The organism is Serinibacter arcticus (assembly GCF_003121705.1).
In the GTDB taxonomy this organism is placed as follows: Bacteria; Actinomycetota; Actinomycetes; order Actinomycetales; family Beutenbergiaceae; genus Litorihabitans.
Genome location: NZ_PYHR01000002.1, coordinates 1,596,756 through 1,613,728, shown reverse-complemented (window position 1 = coordinate 1,613,728; position 16,973 = coordinate 1,596,756). Strand labels below are relative to the sequence as shown.

General features: G+C 73.9%; 17 protein-coding genes and 3 tRNA genes. 9 read left to right on the top strand and 11 right to left on the bottom strand.

Going from position 1 to position 16,973, the window contains the following annotated elements; translation table 11 throughout:
• Position 1 precedes the first annotated feature (1 nt).
• The 9 genes from C8046_RS07455 to rarD all read right to left on the bottom strand — a co-directional run bounded on the left by C8046_RS07455 (position 2) and on the right by rarD (position 7,725).
• Positions 2 to 1,525 carry a glycosyltransferase gene (locus C8046_RS07455; protein ID WP_235866206.1) on the bottom strand — a complete coding sequence of 508 codons (1,524 nt, stop codon included), beginning with the start codon at positions 1,523 to 1,525 and terminating at the stop codon, positions 2 to 4.
• A gap of 51 nt (positions 1,526 to 1,576) precedes the next feature.
• Positions 1,577 to 2,107: a GtrA family protein gene (locus tag C8046_RS07450; RefSeq protein ID WP_235866204.1), complete on the bottom strand. Its 531-nt coding sequence runs from the start codon at positions 2,105 to 2,107 to the stop codon at positions 1,577 to 1,579.
• A 127-nt stretch (positions 2,108 to 2,234) separates the two neighbouring features.
• Complete coding sequence (locus C8046_RS07445; protein WP_235866203.1) at positions 2,235 to 3,536, bottom strand: MFS transporter; 1,302 nt, start codon at positions 3,534 to 3,536, stop codon at positions 2,235 to 2,237.
• An 86-nt stretch (positions 3,537 to 3,622) separates the two neighbouring features.
• Complete coding sequence (locus C8046_RS19235) at positions 3,623 to 3,934, bottom strand: hypothetical protein (protein ID WP_146197009.1); 312 nt, start codon at positions 3,932 to 3,934, stop codon at positions 3,623 to 3,625.
• Positions 3,919 to 4,221, bottom strand: coding sequence for a hypothetical protein (locus C8046_RS18065; RefSeq protein WP_146197090.1), 303 nt, complete (start codon positions 4,219 to 4,221; stop codon positions 3,919 to 3,921). Before C8046_RS18065 ends, C8046_RS19235 begins: the two co-directional genes overlap by 16 nt.
• A 108-nt stretch (positions 4,222 to 4,329) precedes the next feature.
• On the bottom strand, positions 4,330 to 5,814 hold the full coding sequence (locus C8046_RS07440; protein ID WP_109228888.1) for a peptide MFS transporter: 1,485 nt from the start codon (positions 5,812 to 5,814) through the stop codon (positions 4,330 to 4,332).
• Between the two features lie 177 nt (positions 5,815 to 5,991).
• Entirely contained in the window at positions 5,992 to 6,498 is a 507-nt protein-coding gene (locus C8046_RS07435; RefSeq protein WP_109228887.1) for a YajQ family cyclic di-GMP-binding protein, read from the bottom strand.
• A 135-nt stretch (positions 6,499 to 6,633) separates the two neighbouring features.
• A tRNA-Tyr gene (locus C8046_RS07430) sits at positions 6,634 to 6,714 on the bottom strand.
• A 66-nt stretch (positions 6,715 to 6,780) separates the two neighbouring features.
• Positions 6,781 to 7,725: an EamA family transporter RarD gene (rarD, locus tag C8046_RS07425; protein ID WP_109228886.1), complete on the bottom strand. Its 945-nt coding sequence runs from the start codon at positions 7,723 to 7,725 to the stop codon at positions 6,781 to 6,783.
• 103 nt (positions 7,726 to 7,828) lie between these two features.
• On the opposite strand from rarD, the gene C8046_RS07420 reads away from it, so the two are divergent.
• The 5 genes from C8046_RS07420 (at position 7,829) to C8046_RS07400 (ending at position 9,225) form a co-directional block, all read left to right on the top strand.
• Positions 7,829 to 7,901, top strand: a tRNA-Thr gene (locus C8046_RS07420).
• Between the two features lie 43 nt (positions 7,902 to 7,944).
• Positions 7,945 to 8,018 (top strand) — tRNA-Met (locus C8046_RS07415).
• Positions 8,019 to 8,128: 110 nt separating this feature from the next.
• Positions 8,129 to 8,299, top strand: a complete 171-nt coding sequence (gene rpmG / locus C8046_RS07410) for a 50S ribosomal protein L33 (protein WP_158277157.1) — start codon at positions 8,129 to 8,131, stop codon at positions 8,297 to 8,299.
• 3 nt (positions 8,300 to 8,302) lie between these two features.
• Complete coding sequence (locus tag C8046_RS07405; protein WP_109228884.1) at positions 8,303 to 8,758, top strand: FAS1-like dehydratase domain-containing protein; 456 nt, start codon at positions 8,303 to 8,305, stop codon at positions 8,756 to 8,758.
• Positions 8,755 to 9,225, top strand: coding sequence for a MaoC/PaaZ C-terminal domain-containing protein (locus tag C8046_RS07400; protein WP_235866202.1), 471 nt, complete (start codon positions 8,755 to 8,757; stop codon positions 9,223 to 9,225). The genes C8046_RS07405 and C8046_RS07400 overlap by 4 nt, the downstream gene beginning before the upstream one ends.
• A 51-nt stretch (positions 9,226 to 9,276) precedes the next feature.
• Here C8046_RS07400 and C8046_RS07395 read toward each other — a convergent pair whose 3' ends face one another.
• Complete coding sequence (locus C8046_RS07395; protein WP_109228883.1) at positions 9,277 to 10,332, bottom strand: LacI family DNA-binding transcriptional regulator; 1,056 nt, start codon at positions 10,330 to 10,332, stop codon at positions 9,277 to 9,279.
• A gap of 166 nt (positions 10,333 to 10,498) precedes the next feature.
• Between C8046_RS07395 and C8046_RS07390 the strand changes: the two genes are divergently transcribed.
• The 4 genes from C8046_RS07390 to C8046_RS07375 all read left to right on the top strand — a co-directional run bounded on the left by C8046_RS07390 (position 10,499) and on the right by C8046_RS07375 (position 15,934).
• Complete coding sequence (locus C8046_RS07390) at positions 10,499 to 11,590, top strand: UDP-N-acetylmuramate dehydrogenase (protein ID WP_109228882.1); 1,092 nt, start codon at positions 10,499 to 10,501, stop codon at positions 11,588 to 11,590.
• A 74-nt stretch (positions 11,591 to 11,664) separates the two neighbouring features.
• Positions 11,665 to 12,312: a PadR family transcriptional regulator gene (locus C8046_RS07385; RefSeq protein ID WP_109228881.1), complete on the top strand. Its 648-nt coding sequence runs from the start codon at positions 11,665 to 11,667 to the stop codon at positions 12,310 to 12,312.
• Between the two features lie 56 nt (positions 12,313 to 12,368).
• Complete coding sequence (locus tag C8046_RS07380) at positions 12,369 to 13,106, top strand: ABC transporter ATP-binding protein (RefSeq protein WP_109230818.1); 738 nt, start codon at positions 12,369 to 12,371, stop codon at positions 13,104 to 13,106.
• Between the two features lie 422 nt (positions 13,107 to 13,528).
• Complete coding sequence (locus C8046_RS07375; protein WP_158277156.1) at positions 13,529 to 15,934, top strand: FtsX-like permease family protein; 2,406 nt, start codon at positions 13,529 to 13,531, stop codon at positions 15,932 to 15,934.
• A gap of 19 nt (positions 15,935 to 15,953) precedes the next feature.
• Here the strand turns inward: C8046_RS07375 and C8046_RS07370 are convergent, their stop codons facing one another.
• Positions 15,954 to 16,973 (bottom strand): adenosine deaminase, encoded by a 1,020-nt coding sequence (locus tag C8046_RS07370; protein WP_109228880.1) that lies wholly within the window; start codon positions 16,971 to 16,973, stop codon positions 15,954 to 15,956.

The window sequence follows — 16,973 nt, the reverse complement described above, 5'->3', positions numbered from 1 at the left end:
CTCAGCTCCTCGCGGCGCCGGCGGTGACCGGGGCGGTGGTGTCGGACGTGGCGGTCGGTGAGGCGTCGGTGCTCGAGGCGGCCGGGGACGGGGCGGAGAGGGACGGGACGCCCGCGCTCCGGTCGATGTGGGCGCCGGCGTGCTCGGTCTTCTCCCAGCCGCGCTCGCCCCGGGTCTCCCGGACGACGGCGCGGACCGCCGCGAGGGCGAGGAACACCTGGTACGGGAAGGTGCCCAGCACGAGGCGGACGTAGTCACGGATCCGGACCTTGCGGTCGTAGACGCGGCCGAACTCCCCGAGCCCGGCGACCTCGACGCACAGCACGATCACGGTGGGGACCAGGGGCAGGAATGAGATCAGCGCGATCGGCGTCGGCACCTTGGCGAACAGCACCAGCGCGAGCGAGATCGGGATCAGCAGGCCGGTACCGGCCTGGAGGAACGGCATCGAGAGCATGTAGCGCGCCATCAGGCGCTGGCTGCGGCCGGGGAGCTTCTTCCACTCGCCCTTGCGCAGCACCTGCAGGAAGCCCTGGCTCCAGCGGGTGCGCTGCTTGTAGAGCGAGGGGAGCGAGCCCGGCGTCTCCTCGCGGGTGACGACCTCGGGGTCGTACGCCACGACGACGCGAGCGCCCTGGCTGGACAGCCGCACCCCGATCTCGCAGTCCTCGGCGAGGCACTCGGCGTCCCAGCCGCCGGCGTCGCGGACCTGGTCGGTGCGCAGGAAGACGGTGTTGCCCCCGAGCGGGATGAACCGCTGCTCGGCGTGGAAGTGCAGGCGGGAGCGGAACCAGAAGTAGTACTCGAGCACGTTGCGCAGCGACCACCACGACGTCTCGATGTTCATCAGCTGCACGCCGCCCTGGACGACGTCGGCGCCGGTGGTCGCGAACCGCTCGTCCACGAGGCGCAGCAGCTGGGGGTGGACCTCGTCCTCGGCGTCGAAGACGCCCACGATCTCGCCGCGCGAGGTCTGGAGGGCGAGGTTGAGCGCCTTGGGCTTGTTCTTGGGGACGGAGTCGTCCACGACGACGCGCACCCGGTCGGGGAAGCGGTCGGCCACGGAGCGGGCGACCGCCTCGGTGCCCGGGTCGTCGTGGCCGACGATGGCGATGATCTCGACGTCGGGGTGGTCCTGCTCGACGAGGCGCTCGAGCGTGTGGGCCAGCACCTCCTCCTCGTGCCGGGCGGGCACGAGGAGCGTGAAGGACAGCGTCGGCGTGCGCTCGTTGGCGTTGGCCGTGCGGAAGCCCGTGGCGGTGAGCGCCGAGGTGCTGCGCCACGCGTGGAGCATCCACCACAGCGTGGTGAGGGCGATCGCCGTCAGGACGAGCGCGACGAGCACGATCAGGCCGTAGCCGACGAGCTGCAGGGGTGAGGAGCCCTGCCACCACTGGACGACCTGTCCGACGACCTCGACGTCCGCGGGACCGCGGTTCGGGCCTGCCGGCACGGGGGTGGGGAGAGGTGCGGGGTCGATCGGGGTGAGGACGGGGGCGTCGTCCTGCGCGATGACGAGGGGCACGGGGGTCCTTCCGGGCACGGTCGCGATGAGAGAGGTGGTCGGCGGACCGCGTCAGCGGGCTGCGGGATCGGCGTGGTTGAACACGAAGCGCCGGTAGACGACGTAGCGGAAGAGCGTGCCGAGGACGAGCCCGATCCCGTTGCCCGCGATGTTGTCCGCGAGGGTCGAGGTGAACCCGAGGACGTAGTGCGAGACGAAGAGGCAGGCGGCAGCGATGAGGAGTCCGAGGACGTTCGCCACGACGAAGGCGAGGAGCTCGCCGGGGGCCGAGCTCCGGCGTCGTCCCGCGAAGGTCCAGTAGCGGTTGCCCAGCCAGGCGACCAGTGTGGCGACGGCGACCGAGGCCACCTTCGCGCCGATCGGCTTGTCCTCGGCGATCGTCAGTCGCAGCAGGTTGTAGATGCCGAGGTCGACGACGAACGCCAGACCGCCGACGGCGCCGAAACGCAGCAGCTCGACGAGGCGGGGCGGCAGGGAGGAGAGGACCGAGCGGCGTCCCGGACGCGTCGCCGAGGGCTCACCCGAGGACGGGGAGGCGCTGGGCGGACGGCGGCGCGCTGACGCCTGCGTGGGAACGGTCACAGCAGGGGTTCGGGCTGACCCCCGGTGTCGGATGGGTCAGATCCGAAACTGGTTGAAACTTCTCGCATCCTGGGACCGAGGACGGCTGGGACCCGGGTGGCTGGACCGTGCGCTAAAGGCGGACGGGTCAGTCCGGCTGGGAGGAGCGGCGACGTCCCACCACGATCACGACGGCGATGGCCGCGACCGCCAGGGCCCCGGCCCCGGCGTTGAGCCCGCCGTAGCCGGTGAGGGCGAGCATCACCCCGGCGAGCGCGCCGCCACCCGCGCCGGCGAGCGACATCAGCGAGTCGGTCAGACCCTGCACGGTCACGCGCTCGGCGCCGGGAACCGTACGCGCGATCATGGCCGAGCCGGCAACCGTGGCCGCCGACCAGCCGAGGCCCAGCAGGACGAGTCCGGCCGTCGTGGCGGCGTGGTGCGGTCCGGCGAGGCCGGCCGTGAGCGTCGCGAGGGCGAGGACCGCCAGACCTCCGATCAGCACCCTCGGCCCGCCGAACCGGTCGGCCGCGGCACCCATCACCGGGGAGAGCGCGTACATCCCGGCGATGTGGAGGCTGACCGTCAGCCCGACGAGGGTGATCGAGGCGCCGTGGCCCTCCATGTGGACCGGCGTCATCGACATCACCGCGACCATCACGGCGTGGGCGGCCAGGATCGCGACCAGGGCGGCGCTCGCGGCGGGGTGCGTGCGCAGGATCCGGAAGGCCGCCGCCAGCTGGGCTCGGTGGTGGGGTGGGGTGGGCGGCGCTGACGGTGCCGGCGGCGTCGTCGGGGCGGCGTCGTCACCGCGCCCGGCGTCCAGCCGCTGCTGCTCCAGCAGCGGGTCGGGACGCAGCCCGATCCAGATCACGAGCATCGCCGCGATCATGCCGGCGGCCGAGAGCACGAACAGGGCGGCGAGCTCGGGGAGACCGAGGGCGTCGGAGATCGGGGAGCCGAACCGGACGAGGTTGGGCCCCGCGACGGCGCCCACGGTGCTCATCCACACCACGAGCGACAGGTCGCGGGCCCGGCTCGTCGCATCGCTGAGATCGGTCGCCGCGAAGCGCGCCTGGAGGTTGACGGCGCTGCCCGTGCCCATGAGGGCGCCCGACAGCAGCAGGAGCGGGAACACCTCCACGACGGCGGCGGCGACCACGCCGAGCGCCCCGACGGAGGCGAGGGCGAGTCCGGTGGCCAGCGAGGCGCGCCGGCCGCGGGCGAGCGCGAGCCGGGCGAGCAGGAGGGAGGCGACGGCGGCCCCGAGCGTCGCCGACGTCGCGACCGATCCGGCCCAGGCGTCGGAGCCCGACAGCTGCACGGCGAGGAGTGACCCGACGGAGACGATGCTGCCGGCGGCGACGCCGCTGAGGACCTGTGCCAGCGAGAGGAGCGCGACGGTGCGGCGCTGCACGCGGCGGCGATTCGAGGAGGAGGGCAGCGACACGGCCCGAGCGTACGGCCGCACGCTCCTGCCCGGCTCGTGACCCGGCAGCTCCCCGCGCGGATCGCGACCGCTCTCCGCCGCGCGTCTCAGGACGGAGGGGTGCGGTGCTCCCTCCGGTACGCCCGCCGTTCGGCTCGCCGGTGCACCGCCGAGAAGACGAGCGGCGTGGCGATGACGGCCGAGGTGAGCATCCCGAGGGGGACGAGGAGGACCCCCCATCCCAGGATCTCGTCCACCAGCATGGCCAGCCAGACGAGCCCGAGCCCCAGCGCTCCTGCTCCAGCGGTGATCAGGGCGACGCCCACGAGCGTCACGGCCATCACGATCGCGGCGAAGCCGTACCCACGCATCGCCCGCGGCAGGGGCTCGCGGACCCTCCGCGTCAGCAGCACAGCCACGAGAGGTTGCCCGAGGACGAGCACGGCCAGGAGCGCCACGACCGGGGTGCTCTCGGGAGGACGAGTCCCATCGCCCCGATGACGACGGCGACGGCGAGCGCGACACCGAGGGAGAGCGCGACCGAGAACACCAGGGCCCACATCCCCGCGCTCCGCGCACTGCTCGGCCAGGATCGGCGGGGCGGCGCGGACCCGGGCGGACGGTGCTGCGGGTACCCCGGCGGCAGGCCGTTCGGCGTCGGGACGGGGAGGGCATCGCCCCGAGGGCCCTGCGTCGGCGTCGTCATCGCCACAGTCTCGGGCACGGCCCGCTCGCGGCGCCACGAGGCGTGCTGGCCTGTGGACAACCGTGCGCACGCGGGGTCCGCGCTGCCACTGCGAGCCCCGGGCTCGCGTCAGTGCACGTCGCCCATCAGGGCGTTGATCCGTCGGACGGCGACCAGCATCACGGCGCCGAACGCGACGGCCATGCCGCCGCAGACGGCGAAGGACAGCACCGGGCTGTCGGAGGTGATGCTGGCGATCTGGCCACCGACGGTCGTGCCCACGGACGTCGCGAGGAACCACAGCGCCAGGAACTGACCGAGCGAGCCGGCAGGCGCGAGCTTGGTGGTGGCGGACAGGCCGTTCGGGGACAGCAGGAGCTCGGCCCACGTCTGGAGGAGGTAGACGCTCACGAGCCACCAGACCGTGGCCCGGGTGCCGGAGTCCTCGTAGGCCTGCATCGGGACGATGAGGAGGAGGAACGATGCGCCGACCACGAGCAGGGCGATGCCGAACTTCACCGACGTGCGCGGCGCCCGGTCTCCCCAGCGGAGCCAGACCGCCGAGAACACGGGCGCGAAGATGACGATGAAGAGCGGGTTGATCGACTGCAGCCAGGACGCCGGGACGCTGAAGCCGCTGGTCACGGTCAGGTTGGTGACGTTCTGGGCGAACAGGCTGAGCGTCGAGCCCGACTGCTCGAAGATCATCCAGAAGACGGCGGCCCCGATGAACAGCCAGATGAAGGCCGTGACCCGCGAGCGCGCCCCGGCGTCGGCCCGCGTCCGGCCGAGCACCTGGCGGAAGTACCAGATCGGGACGAGCAGGATGAGGATCGTCACCGCCGTCGTGACGGCCACGACCGGCTCCTGGCCCACCGCCGTGAACACGGCCACGAGCGCTCCGATGATCCCCAGGACGACGGCGCCCACCACCATCGCCCGACGGCGCTCGGCCGGGTCGGCCGGGGCGTCGGGCTCGTCGCCCACGCCGTGCAGGTTCTTGCGGCCGAGCACGTACTGCAGCAGGCCGAGCGTCATCCCGACGCCCGCGGCGCCGAAGCCCCAGTGCCAGCTGAAGTTCTGGCCGAGGGTTCCGCAGATCAGCGGGGCGGCGAACGAGCCGATGTTGATGCCCATGTAGAACAGGGAGAAGCCGGCGTCGCGCTTGGTGTCGTCGTCGGCGTAGAGCTTCCCGACCATGCCGGAGATGTTCGGCTTGAGCAGGCCCGTGCCGAGCGAGATCGCCAGCAGTCCCAGCCAGAAGGTTCCCTCGACGGGGACCGCCATGAGGAAGTGCCCGGCCGCGATGACGATGCCGCCGTACAGGACCGTGCGGCGCAGGCCGAGCAGCCGGTCGGCGATCCAGCCGCCCGCCACGGGTGTGAGGTAGACCAGCCCGGCGTAGGTGCCGTAGATGGCCTTGGCGGCGCCGTCGCCCATCGCGAGGCCCGGGTTGTCCCCGGTGACCGGCGCGACCATGTACAGCACGAGCAGGGCCCGCATGCCGTAGTAGGAGAACCGCTCCCACATCTCCGTGAAGAACAGGGTGGACAGGCCTCGGGGATGCCCGAAGAACGTCTTCTCGCGCTGCGGCGCGGTGACTGCGTTGCTCACGCGGACGAGACTACGACCGCGGCACCGGTGCGGCGCCGTCGCGGGTCGCCGTTGCGCACGCGGTTGGTCGCCTCACCTGCCGCGAACCGGCCATCGGTGCGCGCAACGCGGACCGCCCCCGCCCCGGGGAGGGCGGAGGCGGTCAGGGGCGGAGGGTGGGGCCGGCGGGCCGGCGACTCAGCGGTAGTTGACGAACTGCACCGCGAAGTCGAGGTTGGCACCCTTGAGGAGCTGCTGGACGGCCTGCAGGTCGTCGCGGCTCTTGCTGCTCACCCGCACCTCGTCGCCGGTGATCTGCGTCTTGACGCCCTTGGCGCCCTCGTCGCGGATCAGCTTGGTGATCTTCTTGGCGTTCTCCGAGCTGAGACCCTCGCGGAGGGTGCCCGCGAGGCGGTACTCCTTGCCGGAGAGCTTGGCCTCCTTGGCGTCCGCGTCGTCGCCGAAGTCGATCGACTTCAGCGAGACGCCGCGCTTGACCAGCTTGGTCTCGAACACGTCGAGGATGGCGGCCACGCGCTCGGGGGAGTTGGCGACGAGCACGATGCTCTCGCCGCTCCACGCGATCGAGGCGCCGACGCCCTTGAAGTCGTAGCGCTGCGCGAGCTCCTTCGAGGACTGGTTCAGCGCGTTGTCGACCTCCTGGCGGTCGACCTTGCTCACGACGTCGAACGAGGAGTCAGCCATGACATCTCCTTGGGGCAGCTCGGGAACGGGACGGTCGGGCTTCTGGGGTCCAACCTAGCGGGAGCGGTCGACGTCGAGGATCCCCGAACACGACGAAGGCCCGGAATCGCGAGGATTCCGGGCCTTCGTGACACGTGGCAGGTGAGGGATTCGAACCCCCGAAGCTTTCGCGTCTGATTTACAGTCAGATCCCATTGGCCGCTCGGGCAACCTGCCGTGTGGTCGGTCCCGCAGGACCGGTGTGGAACTCTACAGGACCGTCGTCCCAGGGTGAAATCCGCCTCACGCGGCCGGCGCCCCCGGCTCCGTCGTGACCACCGGCTGGCGGCGGTGCCGCCGCACGCCGTCGATCGTGATCACCACGAGCGCGACCCACACGAGCCCGAACCCGATCCACCGCGCGGCCGGCATCGGTTCGTGCATGACGAGCACCGCGACGCCGAGCTGCATGATCGGCGCGATGTACTGCAGCGACGCCATGGTCGCCAGCGGGAGGCGCCGCGCCGCCGTCGCGAACAGCAGGAGGGGGATGGCGGTGATCGGTCCCGACAGGGCCAGCAGCAGTCCGAACCAGACCGGTCCGGCCACCTCGCCCGGCCCGCCGAAGGCCCCGACCCCGGTGACCGCGAGCACCACGAGGTAGATGAGCGACACCGGCGCCAGCACCGCCGTCTCCACGGTCAGCCCCGGGAGGGCCCCGACCTGGGTGCCGACGCGGTTCTTGATCAGCCCGTACAGCCCGAACGAGAAGGCCAGCACGAGGGCCAGCCACGGGACCCGTCCGTACCCGACGGCGATCACCAGCACCGCGACCACCGTCAGTCCCAGCGCCACCTGCTGGGAGCGCACGAGCCGTTCCCGCAGCACGGCGACCGCCAGCACCGATGTGACGATCGGGTTGATGAAGTAGCCCAGCGCGGCGTCGGCGGTGTGGTGGGTCGAGACGGCCAGCACGTAGGTCACCCAGTTGACGGCGATCAGCGCCGCGGCGAGCGCCAGCATTCCGAGCGCGCGCCGGTCGGCCACGATCGCGGCGACGGCGCCGAAGGAGCGCGTGACGGCGAGCAGGAGGAGGCACAGGCCCAGGCTCCACAGCACGCGGTGCGCGACGATCTCGACGGCGCCGGCCGGAGCGAGCGCGCTGATGTAGAGCGGGATGAGGCCCCACAGCAGGTAGGCCGTGGCCCCTGCGGGAGCGCCCCAGCGGGACGGGGTGGGGGTGGGCACGCGGTGAGCCTACGACCGGGGCCGGTCAGGGGCGGGAGGCCCGCAGGCGCGGCACAGTGCCGATTTCACTCCGGCGGCAAGATGCGTGTACCCTCGCATGGCTGCCCCGATAGCTCAGTCGGCAGAGCGTCTCCATGGTAAGGAGAAGGTCAAGGGTTCGATTCCCTTTCGGGGCTCTGATGTTCGGCCCGCACGCACCAGCGTGCGGGCTGAGCTCGAGGCGGGATAGCTCAGACGGTTAGAGCGCACGACTCATAATCGTGAGGTCGCGGGTTCGATCCCCGCTCCCGCTACCGAAGCCGCCGGGCCATCCCGGATAGGCTCGGCAACCGGCACGTCAGCAGCTGCACTGGCGCGGTCGATGGCGTCACACACGCAGCATCGCGACGAAAAGGACACGGCCGTGGCCAGCAAGAGCTCAGACATCCGCCCGAAGATCACCCTTGCGTGCTCGGAGTGCAAGGAGCGCAACTACATCACCAAGAAGAACCGTCGGAACAACCCCGACCGTCTTGAGCTGAAGAAGTACTGCTCGCGCTGCAATTCCTCCACCGCGCACCGCGAGACCCGCTGACCCATGTCAGCCACCGTTGACGCCTCCCGTGTGGGGAGCGTGTTCACCGGTACCCCGCCCTTCGAGGTGACCCGTCGTGACGTGGTCGCCTTCGCCGACGCCGTCGGCGCCTCCAGCCCGGTCCACCGCGACATCGCGGAGGCCCGGGCTGCCGGCTTTGCCGACCTCGTCGCGCCGGTGACCTTCGCCGTCGTGATCGCGCAGGAGGCCGAGGCGGAGTACATCGCCGACCCGGCCTCCGGGGTCGACTTCTCGCGCGTCGTGCACGCCGACGAGACGTTCACCCACTGCCGCCCGCTGGTGGCGGGGGAGTCCGTGACCACGGCGGTCCACGTCGACTCGATCACCTCCCGCGGCGGCCTGACCCTCGTGACCACCCGCACCGAGATCACCGACGCGAGCGGTGACGCCGTCGCCTCCGTGGTCTCGACGCTCGCCGTCCGAGGAGCCGACGCATGAGCGCCGAGATGACGCCGCCGAGCCTCCCGGCACTGGCCGACGCCGCCGTCGGGGACGTGCTGTTCACGCGCGAGGTCGCCGTCACCCGCGACCGCCTCGTCCGCTACGCGGGCGCCAGCCGCGACTTCAACGCGATCCACTACAACGACGCCGTCGCGACGTCGGTGGGTCTGCCGGGCGTCATCGCCCACGGCATGCTGACGATGGGGCTCGCCGGCTCCGCGCTGACGGACTGGCTCGCCGAGCACGACCCGTCCGGTCCTGGCCGCGTGGCCCGCTACGGCACGCGTTTCTCGCGGCCGATCCCGGTCCCCGCCACCGGTGACGTGCTGCTGACGGTCACGGGCACGCTCGGTGCCGTCGACCAGACCGACGACGACGGCGCCGCGTGCGTCCGCGTCGACCTGCGGGCCGAGGCGCTCGGGGTCACCGTGCTGGCCAAGGCCCAGGCGCTCGTCCGCGTCTGACCGCACCGGCCCGACCACTCCTCACGGCGTCCCACGCCTGACGGCCGGAGGTCAGACCTCCTGCGGCACCGGGCCCAGCGTCGTCCCCGGCCGCTGCCACACCTCGAGCTCGATCGACGTCGGCTCGCCGCCCGCCATCATCGCGACGGCGGCCTCGCCGCCCAGCTGGCCCTTGCGGCTGGCGGGCTGCTCGACCGAGTCGATGACGTCGGGGGCCAGCCACGGCAGGTCCACGCCGTCGAACCCGGTGATCGACAGGTCGCCCGGCACCGCGAGGCCCAGCTCCCTGGCTGCGAGCAGCACGCCGGCGGCCAGCAGGTCGGAGCAGGCCATGATCGCCGTCGGGCGCTCGGGCTGGGCGAGCAGCACCTTGGCGGCCTCGAACCCCTCCTCGACCAGCGAGCCGGCGCTGACGTAGATCTGCGTCGGCACGACCCCGGCCGAACGGATGCCCGTGAGGCGCGCGAGCGTGAAGGGGAAGGAGTCGGGATCGGGCTCGGTGTCCTCGCGCAGGCCCGGCGGGACGCCAGGGGCCCAGGGCAGCGAGACGACGGCGACGCGTGTGTGCCCGAGATCGCGCACGCGGGCGGCGAGCTCGGCCATGCCGTCCGCGTCGGCGATCTTCACCGACGCCGCCCCCTCCGCGATCGACTCGAGGAGCACGACGGCGATGCCGCGGCCCCGCAGGAGCTCGACCACGCCCTCGTGGGGGCCCAGCGGGCGGAGGAACACCGCGGCGTCCATGGCCGCGCGGCGGATGAGGTCGGCGCCCTCGCCCTCGTCGGTCGCGCGGATGAGCAGCATGCCGAGGTCGTGCGCGCCGAGCGCGTCGGCCAGACCGTCGAGGGTGCGCAGCGCGACGGGGTCCCGGAAGCTCGAGGCCAGCTCGTTCGTGATGACGCCGACGACGCCGCTCTCGCCGCGGCGCAGGGAGCGCGCCAGCGGGTCGGGGCCCGAGTAGCCGAGCTCGGCGGCCGCGGCGAGCACGCGCTCGCGGGTGGCGAGGGAGACGGGACCCGAGCCGGAGAAGGTCAGCGACGCCGTCGAGGCCGAGACGCCTGCCAGGCGCGCGACGTCGGAGAGCGTCGCTCGTCCGTTCCGCGTCACACGCACTCCTTCGCCTGGGATCGGGCCACGGTGGGGTGGCCCGTCGTGGGGCCCCGCTGGATGCCTCACCCTAGTGCAGAGGTCGCGCCGCGAATCGATTCGATCGTGGCTGGTGGGCCCGAGCGCGGTCACCGCCCGGCGTCACGACGCCCCGTAGGCTCGGGGCGTGACCGCCAGCCCCGCCGCCGCCCGCTCCCTCGCCGACCTCACCACGCTCCGCGTGGGCGGGACCGTTCGTGACTACCGCGAGGCCACCAGCGAGGCGGAGCTGCTCGCCGCCGTGACCGAGGCGGACGAGAGCGGCACGCCGCTCCTGGTGCTGGGTGGCGGCTCCAACGTGCTCGCCTCGGACGAGGCGTTCGACGGCGTCGTCGTGCGTGACGTCCGCCGCGGCCTGGAGGTGCGCGAGTCCTCGGCCTGCAGCGGCGCCGACGTCGTGGTGCCCGCGGGCGAGGGCTGGGACGACCTCGTGGCCCGCGCCGTCGAGGAGGGCTGGTCCGGCATCGAGGCGCTCTCGGGCATCCCGGGCAGCGTGGGCGCGACGCCGGTCCAGAACGTCGGCGCCTACGGCCAGGAGGTCGGCGACGTCCTGGCGTTCGTGCGCACGTGGGACCGCGGCACCGGGCGCATCAAGACCTTCGCCCGCTCCGAGCTGGGTCTCGGCTACCGCACGTCGCTGCTCAAGCGGTCGTTCGCGGGTGACGCCGACGGCCGTGCCTGGGGTCCGACGCCGCGCTGGGTCGTCCTCGAGGTCGGTCTGCAGATCCCGCACGCGACCCTCTCCGCGCCCGTGCGCTACGCCGAGCTCGCGCGCACGCTCGGGGTGGAGGTGGGGGAGCGGGTCCCCGCCGCCCTCGTCCGCGAGACCGTCCTCGGGCTGCGCAGGGGCAAGGGCATGGTGCTGGACGCCGCCGACCACGACACGTGGAGCGCCGGGTCCTTCTTCACCAACCCGCTGCTGACGCCCGACGAGTCCGCGGCGCTGCCGCAGGACGCGCCGCGGTTCCCGCTCGGCGACGATGCGGGCACCGTGAAGTCCTCGGCCGCCTGGCTGATCTCGCACGCCGGCTTCGAGCGTGGCCACGGCCTGCCGGGTGCCGCGTCGCTGTCCACCAAGCACTCCCTCGCGCTCACCAACCGCGGGGACGCCCGCGCGGAGGACCTCCTGTCGCTGGCCCGCGAGGTGCGCGACGGCGTGAGGTCCGCGTTCGGCGTCGTGCTCGAGCCCGAACCGGTGCTCGTGGGCGTCTCGCTCTGACACACGTCGATCGGCCCTTGCGGTCCGCCGGTTTCCGGGTAACCTTCGGGTTACCCGGAAACTAGGAGTCGACGATGACCGTCCGCCACGGCCTGGTAGCTCTGCTCGCCGAACGACCCATGGGCGTGTACGAGCTGCGCAAGGAGTTCGACGCCCGCACGGGTGGCACCTGGCCCCTCAACATCGGGCAGGTCTACACCACGATCCAGCGGCTGGTCCGCGACGGCGTCGTCGAGCTCGTGCCCCTCGACTACGGGGCCGGGGAGGCGGAGCCGTACCGACTCACCCCCGCCGGCTACGACGAGGCCGAGGTCTGGTGGACCCGTCCGGTCGACCGGTCGGTGCCGGGACGCGACGAGCTCGTCATCAAGCTCGCGCTCGCGGCCGCGTCCCCCGACGTCGACGTCCCCGCCGTCGTCCACACGCAGCGGATCGAGTCGATGCGGGCGCTGCGGGACTACACCCGGCTCAAGGCGCGTCAGCCCCAGGACCCGAGCACGCGCGAGGATCTCGCCTGGACCCTCGTGCTCGACAACCTCGTCTTCGCCGCCGAGGCCGAGGTCCGCTGGCTCGACCACGTCGAGGCGTCGGTCGGGCGCTTCACCCCGCCCCCGCCCGCGGCGGAGGAGGACGACGACGGCGGAGCCGGCCCCGAGGCCGAGCTCGCGTCCCGCTCGGCCCGCCGCTCCGGCGCTGCCCCGACGGCGGGGGAGCGACCGTGACCGGTCGTCGGGCGGCCGGTCCGCCGTCGGGCACCGTCCCGGATGCCGCCCCGGTCATGCTGGAGCTCACGGCGGTCACGCGCGTCCACGGGGAGGGGGAGCGCCGCGTGGTCGCCCTCCGGGAGGCGGACCTGCAGGTGCGGCTCGGCGAGCTCGTCGCCGTCATGGGGCCGTCCGGCTCGGGCAAGTCGACGCTGCTCAACCTCGCCGGCGGGCTCGACACCCCCTCCTCGGGCGAGGTCCAGCTGGGCAAGGACCTGATCTCCCACCTGGACGCGGCGGGCCGGGCCGCGCTCCGCCGTCGCCGGGTCGGGTACGTCTTCCAGGACCTCAACCTCATCCCGGCCCTGACGGCCGCGGAGAACGTGTCGCTGCCCCGCGAGCTGGACGGCGTGGGCGCGAGGGAGGCCAGGGCCGAGGCGCGCGCGGCGCTGGCGGAGGTCGGCGTCCTGGAGCTGGCCGACCGCTTCCCCGAGGAGATGTCGGGCGGGCAGCAGCAGCGCGTGGCGATCGCCCGCGCGCTGGTGGGGCCGCGGCGCCTGGTGCTCGCGGACGAGCCGACCGGCGCCCTGGACTCCCACACCGGCGAGGCGGTGATGCGCGTGCTCCGGCAGCGCGTCGACGCCGGTGCCGCCGGGCTGCTCGTCACCCACGACCCGCGGTTCGCCGCCTGGGCCGACCGCACGATCTACCTGCGCGACGGCGTCGTGATCGACGGCGACCGCGACGACTGCCCGACGGATCTCCTCGTCGGCGCGGGGCGCGGCCGCGCGACCGACGACCTCGACGACTGACGGGGCGGGACCATGACGACGACGGCGACCCGGCCGACAGCGCCGCCCGAGGACCCCGACGCGCCCGGCACCCATCGGGGCGGAGCTCGCCGCGGCCTCGGTCCCTGGCTGGCGCGGTGGCGAGCGGCGCTGCGGCTGGCCGCGCGCGACGCCCGGCGCCACCGGGGACGGTCCACGATCGTGCTCGCGATGATCGGGCTCCCGGTCGCGGCCGTGGTGTTCCTCGTGAGCTTCGGGTTCTCCGAGCGCGGGACTCCGCTGACGCGGGCGGAGCTGGTCCTCGGTCCGACGGCGCAGGCGTTCGTCCGCGACTCCGGCTGCGGGGGCTGCACGGTCTACCAGATGCCGGACGGCTCGGGGCTGGGGTCGGAGGGGCTCGGGACCACGCCCCCACGACCGAGGCGATCCGGGAGGCCCTGGGAGTGGCGCCGGCCGACGTCGCCCCCGCCTGGACCGGATCGGCCACGCTCGAGGCGAACGATCGGACGCTCTCCTTCCAGGTGGTCGAGGCGCTCGAGCCGGCGGCGATCGGCGAGATCTACGCCGCGGCCGAGGGACGGCTGCCCGGTGCGGACGGCGAGGCGGCGATCTCGCCCCACGTGGCCGACCGCCTCGGCCTCGGTGTCGGCGACACGCTCGCCGTCGGTGCCGACGACCTCCAGGTGGTCGGCGTCCTCGCCGAGGGCCGCCGGCCCTACGCCCAGCTGCTGACGCTCCCCGGGGCCCCGCACCTCGCGCCGTCGGGCTGGTTCGTGCTGGGGGAGAACCCCGTGACCTGGGACGACGTGGTCGCGCTGAACGGTCTCGGTGCCGAGGTGACCAGCCGCGACGTCGCGACGAACCCGCCCGCCGACGGCGACGCAGCGTTTCGCGAGCGGTTCGGGCCACCCACCACCGTCGCGGCGTCCACCATCGGGATCGGGGCGGCCGTGGCGGCCATCGTGGGTATCGAGGCGGTCCTGCTCGTCGGCCCGGCGTTCGCCGTCGGGGCCCGACGGTCGACCCGCACGCTCGCGCTCGTGGGGGCGGCCGGTGGCAGCCCCCGCGACACGCGGCGGATCGTGCTGTCCACGGGAATCGTCGCGGGGCTCGTGGCCGGTGTCGTCGGCGTGCTGGTCGGGATCGCCGCGATCACGGTGGTCTGGTTCGCCCGTCGCGACGACCCGTACCCCCTCCAGGCGTTCCTCGTGCCCTGGTGGCTCCCGCCCGCGGCCGTGGTGTTCGCCGTCGCGCTCGCCGCGCTCTCCTCCTGGATGCCGGCGCGCTCGGCCGCCCGGCTGGACGTCCCGGCGGCGCTCGCCGGCCGTCGCGCCGACGCCTCGCCCCGACGCCGGACCCCCTGGATCGGGATCGCGCTCGCGGTCCTCGGCCTGGCCGGCGCGGCGGTCGGGACGGCGATCCGCTCGACCGGGCTGCTGGTGAGCGGGATCGTCGTGCTCGAGCTCGGCGTCGTGCTCGCCGCCGGCGGCATCGTCTCGCTCGTCGCCCGGCTCGCGCCGAGGCTCGGGGTGGCGGGCCGGTTCGCGGTGCGCGACGCCGTCCGGCAGCGCTCGCGCACGACGCCGGCCGTCGCCTCGGTGCTCGCGGCGACGGCGGCGCTCGTGGCGGCCGGCAGCTACGTGTCGACGGAGGAGGCGGTGCAGGAGGCGGCCTGGCGCCCCGCGGTGGGGGTCGGCACGGCGATCGTCCGGATGCCCTTCCTCCCCGCGGACGAGGGGGCGCAGGTCGACCCGGCCGAGGCGGAGGCGGTGATGGCCGCCGCCGTCGACCGCGTGGAGCAGGTGGTTCCCGTCGCCGGCAGCGCGACGGTCCACGTCCTCGGCGTCGTCGGCGCCGTCGAGAGGGTCCCGCCGTGGGCGACCGCCGAGCTCCGGCCGGACCGGGCGTGCCCGGCGGACGAGACGACCACGCAGGCGGAGTGGGAGGCGCTGATGGACGACCCGCGCTGCCAGGGTGGCCCGGGGACGACGTCGACGTGGTGGGCGCCGGGCGCGACCTCGGTGATCGTGGACGACGGCACCGCCCTGGCGCAGTTCGGGCTCGGCGACGAGGGCCGGGCGGCCGCCGAGGCGCTGGCCGAGGGCCGGATCGTCGTGGGGCACGAGGGCCTGGTCTGGGACGACGGAACGGCGCACGTGAGCGTGCAGATCTCCGATCCCGAGGATCCCCAGGCGTTGCCCACCGAGGTCGTGCTCGTCGGGCCTGCGCACGTCCAGGACTTCGACCCCCTGCACGAGGCGATCGTGCCGACCTCCCTCGTGGCGACGGCGCCCGAGCTCACCGCGGTGGTGGCGGGTGGCGTCGTGCGTGTCGACGCGCCCTACGACCGCGGCTGGGCCGATCGGGTCACCGGCTCCGCGGGCGCCGGGAGCCTCGAGGTGCAGGAGCCGTACCGCGGCCGGTCGCAGATCCTCCTGCTCCTCCTGGTCGCCGTCGCCGCCGTGGTGACGCTCGGCGCCACCTGGCTCAGCGTCGGGCTGGCGGCGGCGGAGACGCGCGCCGACCTCGCGACGCTCGCCGCCGTCGGGGCGCCCGCACGCGTGCGGCGCAGCGTCGCGGGCGCGCAGGCGGCGGTGATCGCCGTCACCGGCGTCGGCCTGGGCGTCGTTCTCGGGCTGCTGCTGGGGTGGATCCTCGCGCGGTGGACCCTGACGGATCCCTACGGGTGGGCCGCCGGGCGGGCGCTCGCGTACGGCGTCCAGGTTCCCGTGACGGTGCCGTGGCTGTGGGTCGCGGGCATCGCCGTCGTGGTCCCGGTGCTCGCGGTCGCCGGGGCGTGGCTGACGGCCCCGAGCCGGCTGCCGCTGGTGCGGCGACTCGCGCAGTAGCGGACCCTCGCGACCGAGGTCAGTCGCGGGCGGCCTGCCACGCGTCGACCTCGGCCAGCCACGTCCGGCGGTCGCGCTCGGGGGCGAGGCTGGCACCGATCGAGTCGCGCGCGAGCGTGGCGAGGGCGTCGTCGTCGAGCTCGTGCACGGCGCGCGCGGCGGCGTACTGGGCCAGCAGGCGGGTGCCGAACAGCAGGGGGTCGTCGGCGCCGAGCGCGACGGGCACCCCGGCCTCCAGCAGCGCGGTGAGCGGGACGTGCCGCGACTCCCGGAAGACCCCGAGCGAGACGTTGGACGCCGGGCAGACCTCGCACGCGATCCCGGCCTCGGCCAGCTCGGCCAGCAGCGCGGGGTCCTCGGCCGCACGCACGCCGTGCCCGAGGCGCCGGGGATGGAGGTGCTCCACGACGTCGCGCACGTGGTCGGGGCCCAGCAGCTCGCCCCCGTGCGGCACCCCGGGCAGCCCGGCTCTCGCCGCGATCGCGAACGCGGGCGCGAAGTCGGCCGTCTCGCCGCGGCGCTCGTCGTTGGACAGGCCGAAGGCCACCACCTCGCCGGGACCGTCGCCGGCGTAGCGCGCCGCGAGCCGGGCCAGCGTGCGCGCCTCGAAGGGGTGCCGCATCCGGGAGGAGGCCACGACGACCCCGACCGAGACACCGGTCGCCTCCTGCGCGAGCCGCGCCTCGTCGAGCACGATCTCCAGGGCCGGCACGAGGCCGCCCACGTGCGGGGCGTACGACGTCGGATCGACCTGGATCTCCAGCCGGCGCGAGCCCTCGGCGGCGTCGTCCTCGACGGCCTCGCGCAGCACCCGGCGCATCGCGCCCTCGGTGCGGACCACGGCCCTGGCCGCCTCGTACAAGCGCTGGAACCGGAACCAGCCGCGCACGTCCGCCGGGACGTCCGCGACGCCGTCGAGCAGCGCCGCCGGCACACGCCGGCCCTGCTCGGCCGCCAGCTCCGCCAGCGTGGCCGGGCGCATCGAGCCGGTGAAGTGCAGGTGCAGGTGGGCCTTGGGGAGTGCCGCGAGGTCTCGCAT

Coding starts and splice junctions, on each gene's coding strand:
- C8046_RS07370 (WP_109228880.1), bottom strand. CDS start 16,973: ATGCGAGACCTCGCGGCACTCCCCAAGGCCCACCTGCACCTGCACTTC.
- C8046_RS07380 (WP_109230818.1), top strand. CDS start 12,369: ATGCTGGAGCTCACGGCGGTCACGCGCGTCCACGGGGAGGGGGAGCGC.
- C8046_RS18065 (WP_146197090.1), bottom strand. CDS start 4,221: ATGACGACGCCGACGCAGGGCCCTCGGGGCGATGCCCTCCCCGTCCCG.
- C8046_RS07400 (WP_235866202.1), top strand. CDS start 8,755: ATGAGCGCCGAGATGACGCCGCCGAGCCTCCCGGCACTGGCCGACGCC.
- C8046_RS07435 (WP_109228887.1), bottom strand. CDS start 6,498: ATGGCTGACTCCTCGTTCGACGTCGTGAGCAAGGTCGACCGCCAGGAG.
- C8046_RS07405 (WP_109228884.1), top strand. CDS start 8,303: ATGTCAGCCACCGTTGACGCCTCCCGTGTGGGGAGCGTGTTCACCGGT.
- C8046_RS07385 (WP_109228881.1), top strand. CDS start 11,665: ATGACCGTCCGCCACGGCCTGGTAGCTCTGCTCGCCGAACGACCCATG.